The sequence below is a fragment of the Limnobacter thiooxidans genome (genome assembly GCF_036323495.1).
Lineage (GTDB): Bacteria > Pseudomonadota > Gammaproteobacteria > Burkholderiales > Burkholderiaceae_B > Limnobacter > Limnobacter thiooxidans.
On the sequence record NZ_AP028947.1, the window covers coordinates 1,063,333 to 1,077,413 of the forward strand.

At 52.6% G+C, this 14,081-nt stretch carries 10 protein-coding genes; 4 read left to right on the forward strand and 6 right to left on the reverse strand.

The genetic code is table 11. From position 1 onward, the window contains the following. Positions 1–457: 457 nt before the first annotated feature. From RGQ30_RS04850 to RGQ30_RS04870, 5 genes are all read right to left on the reverse strand, one after another. Entirely contained in the window at positions 458–1,123 is a 666-nt protein-coding gene (locus tag RGQ30_RS04850; protein ID WP_130558068.1) for a DUF1266 domain-containing protein, read from the reverse strand. Then, complete coding sequence (locus RGQ30_RS04855) at positions 1,120–2,829, reverse strand: J domain-containing protein (RefSeq protein WP_130558067.1); 1,710 nt, start codon at positions 2,827–2,829, stop codon at positions 1,120–1,122. The genes RGQ30_RS04850 and RGQ30_RS04855 overlap by 4 nt, the downstream gene beginning before the upstream one ends. Beyond that, complete coding sequence (locus RGQ30_RS04860; protein WP_130558066.1) at positions 2,826–4,538, reverse strand: Hsp70 family protein; 1,713 nt, start codon at positions 4,536–4,538, stop codon at positions 2,826–2,828. The genes RGQ30_RS04855 and RGQ30_RS04860 overlap by 4 nt, the downstream gene beginning before the upstream one ends. A 283-nt stretch (positions 4,539–4,821) precedes the next feature. Beyond that, on the reverse strand, positions 4,822–5,097 hold the full coding sequence (locus RGQ30_RS04865) for a hypothetical protein (protein ID WP_130558065.1): 276 nt from the start codon (positions 5,095–5,097) through the stop codon (positions 4,822–4,824). Between the two features lie 6 nt (positions 5,098–5,103). Next, the gene (locus RGQ30_RS04870; protein ID WP_130558064.1) at positions 5,104–10,086 is read right to left on the reverse strand and encodes an RHS repeat-associated core domain-containing protein; all 4,983 of its coding nucleotides are present in this window, start codon (positions 10,084–10,086) and stop codon (positions 5,104–5,106) included. Positions 10,087–10,228: 142 nt separating this feature from the next. Between RGQ30_RS04870 and chrA the strand changes: the two genes are divergently transcribed. After that, positions 10,229–11,596, forward strand: coding sequence for a chromate efflux transporter (gene chrA / locus RGQ30_RS04875; protein WP_130558063.1), 1,368 nt, complete (start codon positions 10,229–10,231; stop codon positions 11,594–11,596). On the opposite strand, the gene RGQ30_RS04880 is transcribed toward chrA, so the two are convergent. Then, positions 11,486–12,031 carry a hypothetical protein gene (locus RGQ30_RS04880; protein ID WP_338284817.1) on the reverse strand — a complete coding sequence of 182 codons (546 nt, stop codon included), beginning with the start codon at positions 12,029–12,031 and terminating at the stop codon, positions 11,486–11,488. The genes chrA and RGQ30_RS04880 overlap by 111 nt on opposite strands. An 84-nt stretch (positions 12,032–12,115) precedes the next feature. On the opposite strand from RGQ30_RS04880, the gene RGQ30_RS04885 reads away from it, so the two are divergent. From RGQ30_RS04885 to RGQ30_RS04895, 3 genes are all read left to right on the forward strand, one after another. Next, a complete protein-coding gene (locus RGQ30_RS04885) occupies positions 12,116–12,526 on the forward strand; it encodes a PaaI family thioesterase (RefSeq protein ID WP_130558061.1) in 411 nt (136 codons plus the stop codon). Between the two features lie 12 nt (positions 12,527–12,538). Beyond that, on the forward strand, positions 12,539–13,096 hold the full coding sequence (locus RGQ30_RS04890; protein WP_130558060.1) for an NADPH-dependent FMN reductase: 558 nt from the start codon (positions 12,539–12,541) through the stop codon (positions 13,094–13,096). A gap of 114 nt (positions 13,097–13,210) precedes the next feature. After that, complete coding sequence (locus RGQ30_RS04895) at positions 13,211–14,074, forward strand: flagellin N-terminal helical domain-containing protein (protein ID WP_338284818.1); 864 nt, start codon at positions 13,211–13,213, stop codon at positions 14,072–14,074. Positions 14,075–14,081: the final 7 nt, after the last annotated feature.

Below are 14,081 nucleotides of genomic sequence, written 5' to 3' on the forward strand. Positions count from 1 at the left end.
TTTTTTTACCGGGTTTGGAAGTGGGCAGAATCAGGTCCCATCGAACCTTATGGGCTGCATGGTCACTCAAGCCGTATCACACTCTAAAATTTTAAATTCCGCTGTTACTCGCCATGACCATTCTGATTGCGATTGTTTACCTTTGTATGTTTTGTGCAGTTGCAAAGATGGTTGCCAAACAAGGCAGAAGCATTTTCTTTTGGGTTTTCTGCAGCGTGTTAGTGACGCCGTTTACCACGGCGGCGTTACTTTATTTCTTGAGAAATCGAGAAAAGGTATTGGTTACCCGTCATGACATTGACGTATCAATTTCCACAGTTGACCAAAGACCCCCGATCGAAGCCTTGAAAGTCAACTGCGTGGCGTGCAGAATCCCAACCAGAATTTACAAATTGAATTGTGAGCACTGTGGCACTGAACAGGGACCTCCAAAAAATCCCCATTTGAGTTTACTTGGTTAAAGTGATTTGGGTAAACTCACTTTCCACGGGAGAGTTTTCCATGGGCTCGCTGGGTCGGTGGCAAGGCCTTTTGCGTCTTTCATCAAAAAAATCAGACTCTCGGTCGAGGTGCTAGGTCGCCAGAACTCTCGACCAACCATGTAACTTAATCCGTAGTGGTACCAGCTGTTGAATTTTGGTTGGACATGCAAAGCAAATTTATGCAAACACGCATAGGCCTCTTGCTCGCTCATAATGCCCACCAAGTAACTCACCTTGCATATCCAAAACGCTCGCGCTGCGTCAAAACCAAGGACACCCCCTTCACCCAAGGCATGCTGATATTGCATTACCACACCGAGTCTGAGACGCTGTTTGTCACCTTCAGCGATTTCACTCGCCAAGGCGGCTACCCGATCCCGCTTCATGCAACAGATTTGATTGCGTATCCCAAGATAACTGTCCTGCTGCCCACTGGTATACAACCAGTCGAGTTGTGAATGCAGCTGATCCCGATTTTCGATTTCCCAACTGTCAGCCAAAGCCCGGCGGTAGAAGTCTTTGTTTTTCGGGGCAATATCACGCGGCCCAAAAGTTTCATGTGACCACCCTTCTCGTTTTTGAAACATTGCGCCAAGTCCCAAAAACCACTGCTTGGTCTGCTCATTGTTTTGATCACTCATTTCAACAGCGCGTCCTTTGCTTTGCAATCCAGGCCTGCTGCGTACACGCCCCAATAATCCAGAACATTCTGCGGTGCAATTTCACGTACCTGCAATTGCTGGAATGTGGTGTGCAACAGTTCCATTTTTCCCAGTGCAAGCGCTTGATCCATCACAGCGCAATAGCATGCGAATTCCCCGGGTTGTAATTCAAGTAACTTTTGGTAATGCGAAAGTGCTTCCAGCCTATTGCCCAAACCCTCTTCGCAGCGCCCCATGCATCGATACAAAGTCCAATCCGCTGGAGAATGGTTCAGTAAGGTAGTACACACCTCCTTGGCCTCGCCATACCGCCTCAACTCGAGCAACACATTGCTTTTGCTCCACAGCGTGGGTAAGGTCTCATCGGCTTGACTCAACAGGTCAAGTGCCTTGCCCGGATTTAATAGAGCGCGGTAAGCTTCGGCCAGGCAAAACAGCAACACGTGATTGTTCGTCCCGGTTTTTATGACAGGTTTCAACAGGTCCTTGAGTTGTGCGTAGGCGTTCAAACGCAACAAGGCAAGTGACAGTTTTTCCAGACTATGAATGCATTTGGTATCTGTCCTATAGCAGAACTCTTTCGCCGCAGCTGTAAGCAACTCAAGCGCAATATCCGGATACCCGCGAAAAGCCTCCACCTCAGCCCGCTCTATGCACATTAAAACTGGATCATTCGCCGCCTCTACTTCCTTGAGTTGAAGTAAATACTTGTGGAAATTCGCCTCATAGTCCCAGGGGCAAAGCACAATCGCCTTGTCATACAAATTCTGGGCCAATGTCATGTTGCCGGTAGCCTCCGCACTGCTTGCTGCCATTTTCAGTGCGTCCAGGCTGGGGTTCTGCTGTTCCAGTGTGTGCTGGAAAAACTCAATTGCATCCGTGTGCCTTTTCTGGAAAACCATTGCTTGAAACCAGGTTTGCTGTGCATCGACCGAATCTGGAAAACAGTCCAGGTATAGCTTGGCCGTTTGCACTTGCGCATCGGCCTCGCCTTGCCTGCCATGCACGATGAAAAGCATCAGAAATGCCTCTTCATCCTGAACCTTCGACAAGCTGTTTTTTAGATGTGTGGTCAATTCTGTTGAACAGACCTCACCGTTTCGCAGGCATCGGTAGACCTGATCGCGGTGATAAAAATATGTTTGGGTCTGTTCGTGGCTGTAATATCGTGGAAACTTGACAGAATCAATTTTGGGCAGCCATTTGCCATATTCGACCCGATACAACAAATACCCTACAGCGTCTTCGCTGAAGTAGGTGTTCAAACGTTCGGCATTGTTTATCCAGCCAAAGTACCCGTCCAGAAGTTTCCAGATTGATGCAGGCAAATAGGGGTTCCTCAGCAGGAACTCGAACAATCCCAAAGCCAATTGGGTAAAGATTTTTGCATCGGCCAATTCACGCTGCGCTGCGATTAATTTTTGCCAACTTTCGGGCTGAATTCTGGATTCAAAGTTCTGATAGTTTTCTATCCATTCTTTCAATGGGTTTTCAGGGTTCTCATGTTTGGTGACCTGGTGGTGGTTTTCCAGGTGGTGCTTTGCTCCTTCGAAAGCATCGCGAATCAACTTGAAACCCTCGGGATTTTCCTCCGGCTTGTTCGACTTCAATAAATCGAGATACGCCAACCGCACTTTGTTCAGATCTGCATTTGAATCAACGTTCAACACTTCCCACCAATTCATTGGATTTCCTCGTTATCAAGTTGTTCGAGTAGGGGTAACAAAGTGGTTACAGCAGCACGAATTTTTCTCTCATCCTGAGAATCAAGGGCAAATTCATATTGACGTATCAAGTGCTCAAGTTGGTCTCGAAGTTGGCCCAGTGTCATTTGAAAAACACGCTCAGCCCTTGTCAAAAGAACTTGGTTAACCTGCTTTTCCCGAGGATGTGTTTTGAGTGCGCTTAGTCGTTGTAGCGATTGGGTGACTTCTTCCTCTGATAAAACTCCCTGCTGAGGGAGCATCAGTTTCGAGTATGAAAGACCTGTTTGTGCAACTTTTGCGATGACCTCCAATAGGCCGTTGATGTCATATGAAAAGCGAACATCAACGGCTTGTTCGCCAGCAGGTCGGGCATCAACAGAAATCTGGAGTTCACCCAACAACAGGTTCTTTTCGACGCGACGGTGCTCGCCTTGATACACTTTGAGACGTACTTCGGTCTGATTGTCACTCACCGTGAAAAAACGACGCTCACGGCTGCATGGCACCACCACATTCCTGTCGATGATTGACGAGAAATGCCCAGTCTGGATTTGCCCGCTCCATCCGCGGTTGGCCACTTCAACACCAAGACTATGAGGGCAAACATCAGTGAGAATGAGATCGCTGATTGATTGGTCTTGTGATTTAAGTGCCGCCTGCAGTGCAGCACCCAAGGCAATTGCCTCATCTGGATTCGTGTGCCGAAGCACCTCACAACCACAATACTTCCGAACAAGGTCAGCCACTGCCAAAGCGCGTGTACCGCCACCAACCAAGATAACTTCGTCCAACTGGGTTGTCATGACCCCGGCATCGCGCAAAGCTTGCTTGAGTACGGCATGCATTTTTTGTAGATGTGGCTCAATAATCGATGCCAGTTTTTCGGCAGTCAGGACAAGTAGCCTTGACACACCGGCAAGCTGCACATGCGTGCTGATCGCATCCTTGAGAGACAGTCCCCGCTTGATGTATTCCACGTGATGTCGAAGTTGTGCTAATTCATGGCAATCCACTTCCGATCGCAACAAATCATGCTCTTTCAAAAAGTAGGTAACGATTGCGTCGGTTAAATCTTCGCCACCCAGTTGATGGTTTCCAGCCGTGGCGATGATTTCAATCACGCTTTGGTATTGATTGAGAATTGTCACATCCAGCGTACCGCCACCCAGATCAAACACCAACACGGTTTTGTTTCTGCTCAAATCAGCCATTGAGCAGAAAATTGCAGCCGCGGTAGGTTCGTTAATCAGGCGTTCAATTTTCAAGCCTGCCAACTCACCAGCCTGCTTCGTAGCACGACGTTGGCTTTCATTAAAGTACGCCGGCACGCTGACAACCGCCTCAACAATTTCACTGTTCAGCTGCGCCTGCGCCTCATCTTTCAAATGACGTAACAGCAATGCAGAGAGTTCTGTCGCCGAGTAGTTTTTGCCACCCAAATCAAACTGTTGGTCTGTCCCCATACTTCGCTTGAACATGGCCGCTGTTTGCTTTGGATGGGTAACCAATCGATTTCGTGCAGATCGACCAACAATGAGCTTTCCCTCATTGCACAGACCAACCACAGACGGAGTGAGTTTTTCGCCCAAGGAATTGGGCAGGATACGTGGCTGCCCCTGATCCATGACGGCGACCAAGCTGTTCGTGGTGCCAAGATCAATACCGACAATGATTGAGTTGTTTGACAAGCTTTACCTGAAAACTTTGCATTCGAATTAGAGGTAAGTGGCTGGAGAGAATGGAAAGTTCGTTTGACTTAAGCGGGAGTTGTTGTATGTACGTAATCAGATAACTGGGTAGTCAGTTGGCAAAGCCAACTGACTGTTACAAACGGTCAGATAAAAGATGAGGTATCGAGGTGTCATTGAAAGGTGGACTAATCCAATAGCGATAGCATTTGTAATTTTTATCAACTCGTTTCCCAATTCCTCAAGGGAAGGCCAATAAATCAGCCTGTCTTTAAGGCTGAATTCATTTAAACCAATAAGAGAAGGCCCGTTCAAGCGCATCAAGACCAGACTGTCCAATTTCAGGAAATTTTTCGGAAATCTTGGCCTTGGCTACTTCAATTGCCTCAGCTATCTCCAAATTCGGATTGTTATGCAGTTCATGTTCAAAAGCGGTCATGATTACCTGAATGCGCTCATTCATTGAACTACCGTACCTCGACACAATTAACTTTGGATTTTCTTTCGGAAATTTATTCGAATCTATACCTAAAAAATCACTTATCGCATCATCAAGCATTTTTCGTTACCGTTTAAAAAGTATCTCTTCCGCGCCATTAGCAGGACTGACTCTAATTATTTCCGTCACCTTTGGGTTGTTTTTTAGGGCTGGAAACTCATAGGTTTCCCAAATATTTCCTGGCCTCAAGTTATCACCCAAAATAGCATGTACCTTTCCGCTTGCGCCTTCGGCGTAATATTTTGAAGCATCCTGCCAAGCTTTGACTTTTGCAGGGTCCGAGGCATCCCAAGCGGGCATTCGAATATTTCTACCTTCAATTGTTGTTTCAAGTGTTACCCCTCCTCTCTCTCGAGCAATTTCTTGTGCTTTGATAGCACCATCACGACCTAATCCTGACCAAAAAAATGCTTTGTCTTTCTCGGTGATAAAGTCGGTTCGGGAAATCAAAGGGGCATTATCGCCTTCCTTACAACTCAACCCCCACGGATCCACCCACGTCACTGGGTTCGGCGCGTACTGGTAGGCATTCATTCCCCCCAGCAAACCAATCGGGTCCTGCGTAGTGAATTGCCCGCAGTTCGGGTCGTAGTACCGGTGCCTGTTGTAGTGTAATCCGGTTTCGCAATCGTAATACTGACCCTGAAAACGCAGCGGGTTTTCCACTTCGTTCACATGCGCAAGGGCAAGCGCGCCATAAGTTTTGAAGGTGCTGGCCCACACCACCTCGGCCTGAGCGTTGGTGATTTCGCGCGGCGTGCCAATGTGGTCGGTGTGGTAGTGGTACACCTGCGCACCTTGTACCAGTGCCAACGGCTTGAAACTGAAAGGCTCATACAGGTAGGTGCGGCTGGGTGTAGTGCTATGGCCGGTAGCGGCCGAGGCGGCAGAAGATCCGCGATTGACCTCGCCCAACAACACGTCGCCGTTCCAGTAAAAAGTGGTGCTGCCGTGCTCGCTGTTTTTTGAAATCCGCCTGCCCAGTGCGTCGTAGGCATAGCGGGTGATCACTCCGCCCACATTCACTTCCACAAGCTGGTTTTGAGCGTTGTAGCGGTAGCGTGTTACTTGCCCTTGGCGGGGGCCGCGCTCGATAACTTCTTCAATGCGGTTGCCGCGTGCATCGTAGTTGAATCGGCGGTTGCCCTGGCGTTTCAGCCTGTTGCCCGGTGCCTGCTGTGGCCGGTGGGCATTGGGGCTTGTGGGTTCGGGCAGGGCTTTGCTGGCCAGTGCGTCGGTGGCTTCTTGCCCGTCCAGTGTTTCCAGCAAATTGCTGGCGGGGTCGAACAGAAACGCTTCCGGCGTGGAGCCTTCCACGGTGCGCAGCCTGTCCAGCACGTCGTAATGGTACAGGTGGGTGCCGTGGCCCTGGTCATCAATCCGTACCAGTTGGTTGCGCGGGTTGTAGCAATAACGCCTGCGCGAAATTGTGTTTTTCTCGACTGAACTGGAAGGCGAAAATTCACGCCGATTCACTTGCCCAACAAGCCTGCCTTGTGGGTCGTACAGGCTTTGGGTGTGCACCTGGTTACTGAGTTTGCGCATCAGTTCACGGCCCAGCGTGTCGCGCTCGAACTGTGCCAGCAGCGTGCCATTCAAATTGATTTCACTGACTAGGCCCAGCGCGTTGTACTGGTAGGCCAGCGTCCCTTCCGGTGCACCTGCGCCCATGGCTTGCCAGTGGGTAAGCTTGAGCCAACCGCCCAGGTTGTACTGGTGTTCAATTCGGTGTTGGTCTTGAATTTCAGCCAGCACGCGGCCTTCCAGATCCACTTCCCACGCCAGTTGGCGGTGGGCATTGAACGCCTGAATTAACTGGCCTTGGGAGTTGTATTCAAAATGTGCTTCATCTCCATCGCTGTGCGTGGCGGTTAGCAGCTTGCCGTGTGCGTCGCGTTTGTAACGGGTGTAAGCCACGGGTTGCGCTGGAATCTGGTCCAAGTCGAGCAGGGTAGATTGTTGCCCCCCGCCAAGCTGGCCATGCAGCACGCCCCATTCCTGTTTTTCCAGCAGATGGCATGCGGCGTTGTAGTGGTAGGTTTGAACCCGGCCGTCGAAGCCGCTTTCCTTGATCAGTCTTTCTGCGAGGTCATAATCAAAATGGCAGCTTTGGCCGTTTTCATTTTGGAGTTCAATCAGGTTGCGTTCGCTGTCGTAGCGGTAACGCAGGCGATTGCCCATGGGGTCAATGCGGGCGGTGGGCTGGCTTAGGCGGTCAGCGTACTCATACACCGTGCTGCGGCCTGTGGGGTCGGTGATGCTTTCAAGCTGCCCCAGTGGGCCGTAGCTATACTGCGTGGTCAAGCCTTCCTGGTTGCTGGCGCGGGTGCAGCGCCCCATCAGGTCATAGGCATACCAGGCTGTTCTTCCCAGCGGGTTGGTGACACTGGCCAGCCGCCCCCAGTTGTCAAACTGCACCGTGTTGCTTTGGCCCAATGCATTGGTTTGCGCCTGTACTTGCCCTTGGGCGTTGTACAGAATACGGCTGCTTTGTCCCAAGGGGCTGATGGTTTCGCACAGCAGGCCCAGGCTGTTGTAACGGTACCGTGTGGTGGCGCCGGTTGCGTCTGTGTGGGTGGCCAGCAGGCCTTCGGGGGTGTAGGTGTTGGTGCGAACGGCTTGTTTGCCGTCCGGGTTGGCGGGTGCGATGTGCTTCAACACCTGCCCTTGTGCATTCAATTCAAATTGGTGCAGTTGCCCCAGCTTGTTGGTGTAGGCCACCAAGTGACCTTTGCTGTTGTACTGAAACTGTTCACCAAAACCTTGCGGGTCAATGCGCTCAAGCACTTGCCCGTTGCTGTTGTAACGGGTGCGGGTGGTGCCACCCTCGGGGCCACGAACCCAGGTGGGCTGGCCCTGCTCATTGAACTGGTAGTCGGTGCGGGCACCTCGGCTGTCGATGGATGCGCTGTGGTTGGCGCAGCCATTCACATTCCATTCAAACCGGTAGTGGTAGGTGGGTTGACCATCGACAGGGTCGCCCCACTGGCGTACACAACGTGCGTTGGGCCATGCGGTGCCGTCTGCCGCAACGCGCTGCCATTCAAAGTAAATGTTGTAGCCGCTTTTGAGGGTGCGTTGCACCAGCACATTGTCGGCGTTGTAGGCGTATTGCTCTTCGAAGCCGGCGGCATCCATGGCGCCTGTCAACTGGCCTTGTTCGTTGTACCGGTATTGCACCAGCACCAACTGGTTCACACCCAAGGGGCTGGCTTCCGCACCAGTTGAACCATCAGCCGCCAGTTGGGCAATCTGCGACACAAGCCCGTGTGCGTTGTAGCCAATCACCCAAGTGCTTTGGCTGCTGTGGACATGCGTGGCCCGGCCTGCGGTGTATTCAATGCGCAGTGTGTTGCCAAACGCGTCTTCCATGCGAACCAGTGCGCATTTGCCCGGCTGCTTGCTGTGCAAGGAATCATCGCGCAGTTGTTCAAAAAACCAGCTTATCCCCAGGCCGTTGTTGGCTTGCAGGCGATAGGCGTGCTCCCCTGTGCGCACCAGTGTCACAAATTCACTGAGGTTGTTAGAGCGTTGTCCAATTGCGAGGGGTTTGAAATAAACCGCGCGGCCTTCGTCGTCGATGTAGTTCAGGCTGTCGGCGTTCACTTCAAGGTGCTGGCCCAAGGGGTGGGACCAACCTTTGCCAAGGCCCGTGTTGAACCCTTTTTCCGCAAGGCTGCTGCGGTAGGTGCGCTGCCAGTTCAGGCCGATGAGGCCGGGCAGGGTGCAGTCCACCAGTTGCAGCAATTCCTCGCCGTTGAACATGCTGATGGGCTCGCCCGCTGTTTCCGTGCAAGACACCTTGGTGCAACTGGCGCCTTGGGAATTGTTGTCTGCGGCCTTTGGCGTTGCGTTTTTATTTCCTACACCATTGCCTGCGCCACCAGCAGAACCAGATTTACCACCTCCACCTGCCGGCTTTGCTGCGGGGGCAGAGTCTACACTGCGCATTTTTGGGGCCTGGGCTTTGTCCATCGCTTTGGCAAAGCGGGCCAGGTGGCCAATCGCCTTCATGGTAAATGGGCCCACGTGGCTTGCCGCCCGGGCAGCCCCGCTACCAATACGGGCACCAACGCGTGCGGCTCCCACTGCCAGGCTTCCACCCATGGTGGCAATGGCCAGCAGTACCTCAATGCCGATGGTGAACACCACGGTGGAAGCATTGTGCAGCCTTCGAAGGTGCGGCACGCTTTCGCCGTAGCCGTCCAGAAACTCGAACAGGCCAGTGCGCAACAAACGGTCGGAACCGATTCGTTCAAGAAGTCGCAAGCCTTCCTTCACGGCTGCTGTCATTTCCTGCGCCGTGTTGTAAGCGGCCATGCCTGCGTCCAGCAACATGGTCTTGATCTGGCTGAAGTTGGACGCAATGATGGTTTCCACTCCATGGCAGCTTGCCTTGAATACGGTTTGATCAAACTCCACCGTGACCTTGATCAAATCCCACAAACCCTGAACAAAGCCCATGGCGGCGGCACCCGCCCCGCTGGCCACGGCCTTTCCTTCTTCCCACAATTCCTGTATTCGGTTCTTGATTTTGAAATCCAGGTTCTGGGTGTCGTGTTCGCGCCAGCGGGCCAGCAAAATACTGGCCATTTCTACCAGGGCTTTGCCCCGCTCATGTTCTGGGCTGCCTACAGCGTGCTGTACCAGCTTGGTCTGGCTGCTCCAGTAAATGCTTTCGGGGTCAAGCAGGTCTTTCTGCGGATTCGCCGAAAGCGGAATCTTGACTACCAGCACATCGCCCGTGAATGCGGCCGTGCGCTGGCGTTCAGTTCGGCCCACTGTCCAGCCGTCTTCATACAAATCGCCTTGGATCAGCCCAAAGTGGGTCAACACTTTGCAATCCACGGTGTCGCCTGTGCGTGTGCGCGGGAACCCGTGTAACAGCAGTTCATCAAGTTCTGTGTCGTTAACCGATTCCCGGTGCAAAATCAGCCAAGGGGACAGCTCGGTCCGCTTGTCAAAAAATGCCCAATAGTTGCCGCGAAAGCGAAGGCCAAGTCCAGGTTTGACTGACTGACCAAATACGGGAATGTGGGCGAAATCCATGGCGGCGAACAGGCTTGAGGTAATTGCAGGACCCGTGAACCTACTGGCATATCGCAGTGTTAGGCAATCTGCTCACTTGGCCTGATTACACCCGGGGTGGTGGGATAGACTGTAAATCTTTGAAACAAAGAGTCCGTGGTTGATGACCGAAGCCGCCCCACATTCCGAACCCCCCCGCCTTGACCCCCAACCCATTACCCTGATGCAAGCGTTCTGGTTTTGGTTGAAGCTGGGCTTTATCAGCTTTGGTGGCCCTGCCGGGCAAATTGCGATCATGCACGAGGAGTTGGTGGAACGCCGCCGCTGGATTTCTGAAAAACGTTTTCTGCACGCCCTGAACTACTGCATGCTGCTGCCGGGGCCTGAAGCCCAGCAGTTGGCTACCTATTTGGGCTGGTTGATGCACCGCACATGGGGTGGGGTGTTGGCAGGTGTGTTGTTTGTGCTGCCCTCGCTGTTTATCTTGGTTGCGCTGTCCTGGGTGTACCTGGCATTTGGCGATGTCCCCTTGGTGGCCGGCGTTTTCTACGGCATCAAACCTGCCGTGGCCGCCATTGTGTTGCATGCTGCCCATCGCATTGGGTCACGGGCCTTGAAGAACAACTGGATGTGGTGCATCGCTGCAGCTTCGTTTGTGGCTATTTTTGCGATGAACGTACCTTTCCCCCTGATTGTGCTGGTAGCAGCGATTATCGGGTTTCTCGGTGGGCGCTATTTCCCTGAGAAATTCAATGGCAGCGCTGCCCACGCAGCGGGGCAGAAAAATTACGGGCCTGCCTTGATCGATGACCACACCCCCACGCCTGAACATGCACGCTTCAGCAAAAAGCGTTTGGCCTGTGTGGTTTTAACCGGTGTGTTGTTGTGGGTGGTGCCCATGGGTTTGCTCACCCTGACTTTGGGTTGGGCCAACACGTTTACGCAAATGAGCTGGTTTTTTACCAAGGCGGCTTTGCTGACTTTTGGTGGGGCCTATGCCGTGTTGCCATATGTGTATCAGGGGGCGGTGGGGCATTATGGCTGGTTGACACCAACCCAAATGATTGATGGCCTGGCGCTGGGTGAAACCACGCCTGGGCCGCTGATCATGGTGGTGGCCTTTGTTGGTTTTGTGGGGGCCTATGTACAGGCGGCATTCGGACCTGAAAACGCTTTCGTAGCCGGTGCGCTTGCTGCGGCACTCGTGACCTGGTTTACCTTTTTGCCTTCGTTTGTTTTTATTCTTGCTGGCGGGCCTTTGGTTGAAAGCACACATGGCGATTTGAAATTCACCGCACCCTTGTTGGCCATTACTGCGGCTGTGGTGGGTGTGGTTGTGAATCTGGCCATTTTCTTTGCCTACCATGTGTGGTTACCACAAGGGTTGAACGGTCAGCCTGACTGGCTTTCCGTATTGATTTCAACGGGTGCCGTTGTGGCCTTGTTTTACTTCAAGCGAACGGTGCTGGAGGTTTTGGGGGGCAGCGCCCTGATTGGTGTGGGTCTGGTTTTCTGGGGGGGTCTCAGCTAATTTGACCCGAATTGGAGGTAGGGGTGCGCTGCGAGCCTGGCAATCTGATTTGTTCAGCCTTTGCTGCCCCACTGTCACAGTTTGGTGTTCCCCAAGGTTTTCAGCCAAGGCTTGCCATAGAAATGTTTTTTTCGGACTTAAGTTGGCAGCGGCTTGCAGGTAATCGAGCTTGGTGAGTGACTCGCCATTGGGTGTCGGCACAAATGAATCGGGTGGCGTTTGTTCGGCAATTTCATAGCAACTCATCGACACTTGGTGCGCACTGCTTCCCAAAGGTTTCAGCCCCGCTTGTTCGGCTTGAAGTGAAAAGGCCAGCGACTGTGCCACGGTTTTTGGCAAGCTTTCGAATTGTTTGACGCTGACCCCGTTTGATTCGGGTATCTTGCCTTTCATTTCTGCCAGTTGTTGGGTGAGTAGTGACTTCACTGCTTGCATAATGTCCTCTAGAAAAATAAAAAAAGAAAAGCTTTTTTAGTAACGAAAAACAACAGAACAGTTCCAATAGAACGGAGGCAGTCGGTGGTCACGAAAGATCTGATGAATGAATTCATCAACACGCAATTTCCCCAAAGCAAAATCACGGTTGAACACGTCGATGGCGAATCGGCCACCATTCGCCACAAGATTACTGACGCGGAGCTACGGCCAGGCGGAACCGTGGCAGGGCCGGTCATGTTCCTGGTGGCCGACTGTGCGCTGTACGTCGGTATACTTGGACGGATCGGCATTGTGCCCCTGGCCGTGACTACCAACATGAACATCAACTTTTTGAGAAAGCCTTCTGCGGACCGCGACATCATCGGGGTGTGCAAGTTGATCAAGGTGGGTAAAACTTTGGCCATTGGTGAAGTCAGCGTGTATTCCGAGGGCTTGGCCGATCCGGTTGCTCACGCCGTAGGTACTTACGCCATTCCCCCCAAGAAAGATTAAGAGGAGTTCACCATGAGCAAAATCATTCGCGTGCTGGGTATTTCAGGCAGTCTGCGCGCCAAGTCGTGCAACACCGGTTTGTTGCGTGCGGCAGCCAGCCAATTGCCGGAAGGCATGGAATTTGAATTTGCCGATGTCAGCCAGATTCCTTTTTACAATGCGGACCTGCAAGAAAAGCCGGTAGCAGTGGAAACGTTTTTCAAGCAATTAGAGCAGGCTGATGCCTTGTTGCTGGCTTGCCCGGAATACAACTATTCCATTGCGCCGGTATTGAAAAACGCCATTGACTGGGCCTCGCGTTACCCGGACAACAAATTGCTGGGTGGCAAGGCGGTTGCACTGTGTGGGGCGGGTGGTGGCATGGGCACTTCCAGGGCGCAATATCATTTGCGGCAAGTGTGCGTGTATGTTGATTTGCACCCCTTGAATAAACCCGAGGTGTTTGCGAATGCTTTTGCGGGTGGTTTCGATACCGATGGCAATGTGACGGATGACAAAATCAAATCCAACCTGGCTGCGCAGTTGCAGGCTTTGCAGGCCTGGGCGCTTCGTCTGAGGGTACCCAGTTAAATTTTTTTGGTATAGACCCTAAAGAATCGATTTTTCCAAGCGTTAATGAATCATGAGGCAGCACACACAGTGATGCAGCCCGATGAACTCAACTGAATTGCTTGGAGAAATATCATGCTAGGAATCAATACCAACGTTGCATCGCTGACCGCCCAGAAGAACCTGTCAGGTTCAGGCATCGGTTTGAACAACTCAATCGCCCGCCTGTCTTCTGGCCTTCGTGTCAACAGCGCCAAGGACGACGCAGCAGGCCTGGCAATCGCCGAGCGCATGCAAGCACAGATCAGGGGCTTTGATGTGGCGGGCCGCAATGCCAACGACGGTATCTCTCTTCTCCAGGTCGCTGACGGCGCCATGGGCAAGATGACAGACAACCTGCAGCGCATGCGTGAATTGGCTGTTCAAGCCAAGAACGGCACCCTGAACGACACCGACCGCGTGAACCTGAACCGTGAATACACGGAGCTGGCCAACGAAGTGGACCGCATCACCACAGGCAGCACCTTCAACGGCAACAACCTGTTTGATGCAGCCAACCAGACACTGAGCTTCCAGGTGGGCACGGGCAACGCCACCACCGACACACTTGAATTGAATTTGACCGACGACGGCTTGAGCACAGGCAACGACCTGACTACCATCCTGACCAACGGCGCAGCCGATATTCAAACCAACCTCGGTGCCATCACCGACGTGGCCAACGCCACCACGGCGATTGACACACTGGACGCCTCGATTGATGCCATCACGGGCATTCGGGCTGTGGTGGGCGCGGGCCAAAGCCGCCTTGAACAGGTGGCTTCCTTTGCCGACACCTCCAGCACCAACCTGCAGGCCGCACGCGGACGCATCATGGATGCAGACTTCGCCAAGGAAACAGCGAACCTGACCCGTTCACAGATTTTGCAGCAGGCTGGTACCGCCATGCTGGCCCAGGCCAACCAGTTGCCCAACAACGTGCTGAGCTTGTTGCAGTAACACCGTA

Bases quoted from the DNA above. Each gene is read 5' to 3' on its own strand.
- chrA (WP_130558063.1), top strand. From the start codon at position 10,229: ATGACCGAAGCCGCCCCACATTCCGAACCCCCCCGCCTTGACCCCCAA.
- RGQ30_RS04870 (WP_130558064.1), bottom strand. From the start codon at position 10,086: ATGGATTTCGCCCACATTCCCGTATTTGGTCAGTCAGTCAAACCTGGA.
- RGQ30_RS04895 (WP_338284818.1), top strand. From the start codon at position 13,211: ATGCTAGGAATCAATACCAACGTTGCATCGCTGACCGCCCAGAAGAAC.
- RGQ30_RS04890 (WP_130558060.1), top strand. From the start codon at position 12,539: ATGAGCAAAATCATTCGCGTGCTGGGTATTTCAGGCAGTCTGCGCGCC.
- RGQ30_RS04880 (WP_338284817.1), bottom strand. From the start codon at position 12,031: ATGCAAGCAGTGAAGTCACTACTCACCCAACAACTGGCAGAAATGAAA.
- RGQ30_RS04850 (WP_130558068.1), bottom strand. From the start codon at position 1,123: ATGAGTGATCAAAACAATGAGCAGACCAAGCAGTGGTTTTTGGGACTT.
- RGQ30_RS04865 (WP_130558065.1), bottom strand. From the start codon at position 5,097: ATGCTTGATGATGCGATAAGTGATTTTTTAGGTATAGATTCGAATAAA.
- RGQ30_RS04855 (WP_130558067.1), bottom strand. From the start codon at position 2,829: ATGAATTGGTGGGAAGTGTTGAACGTTGATTCAAATGCAGATCTGAAC.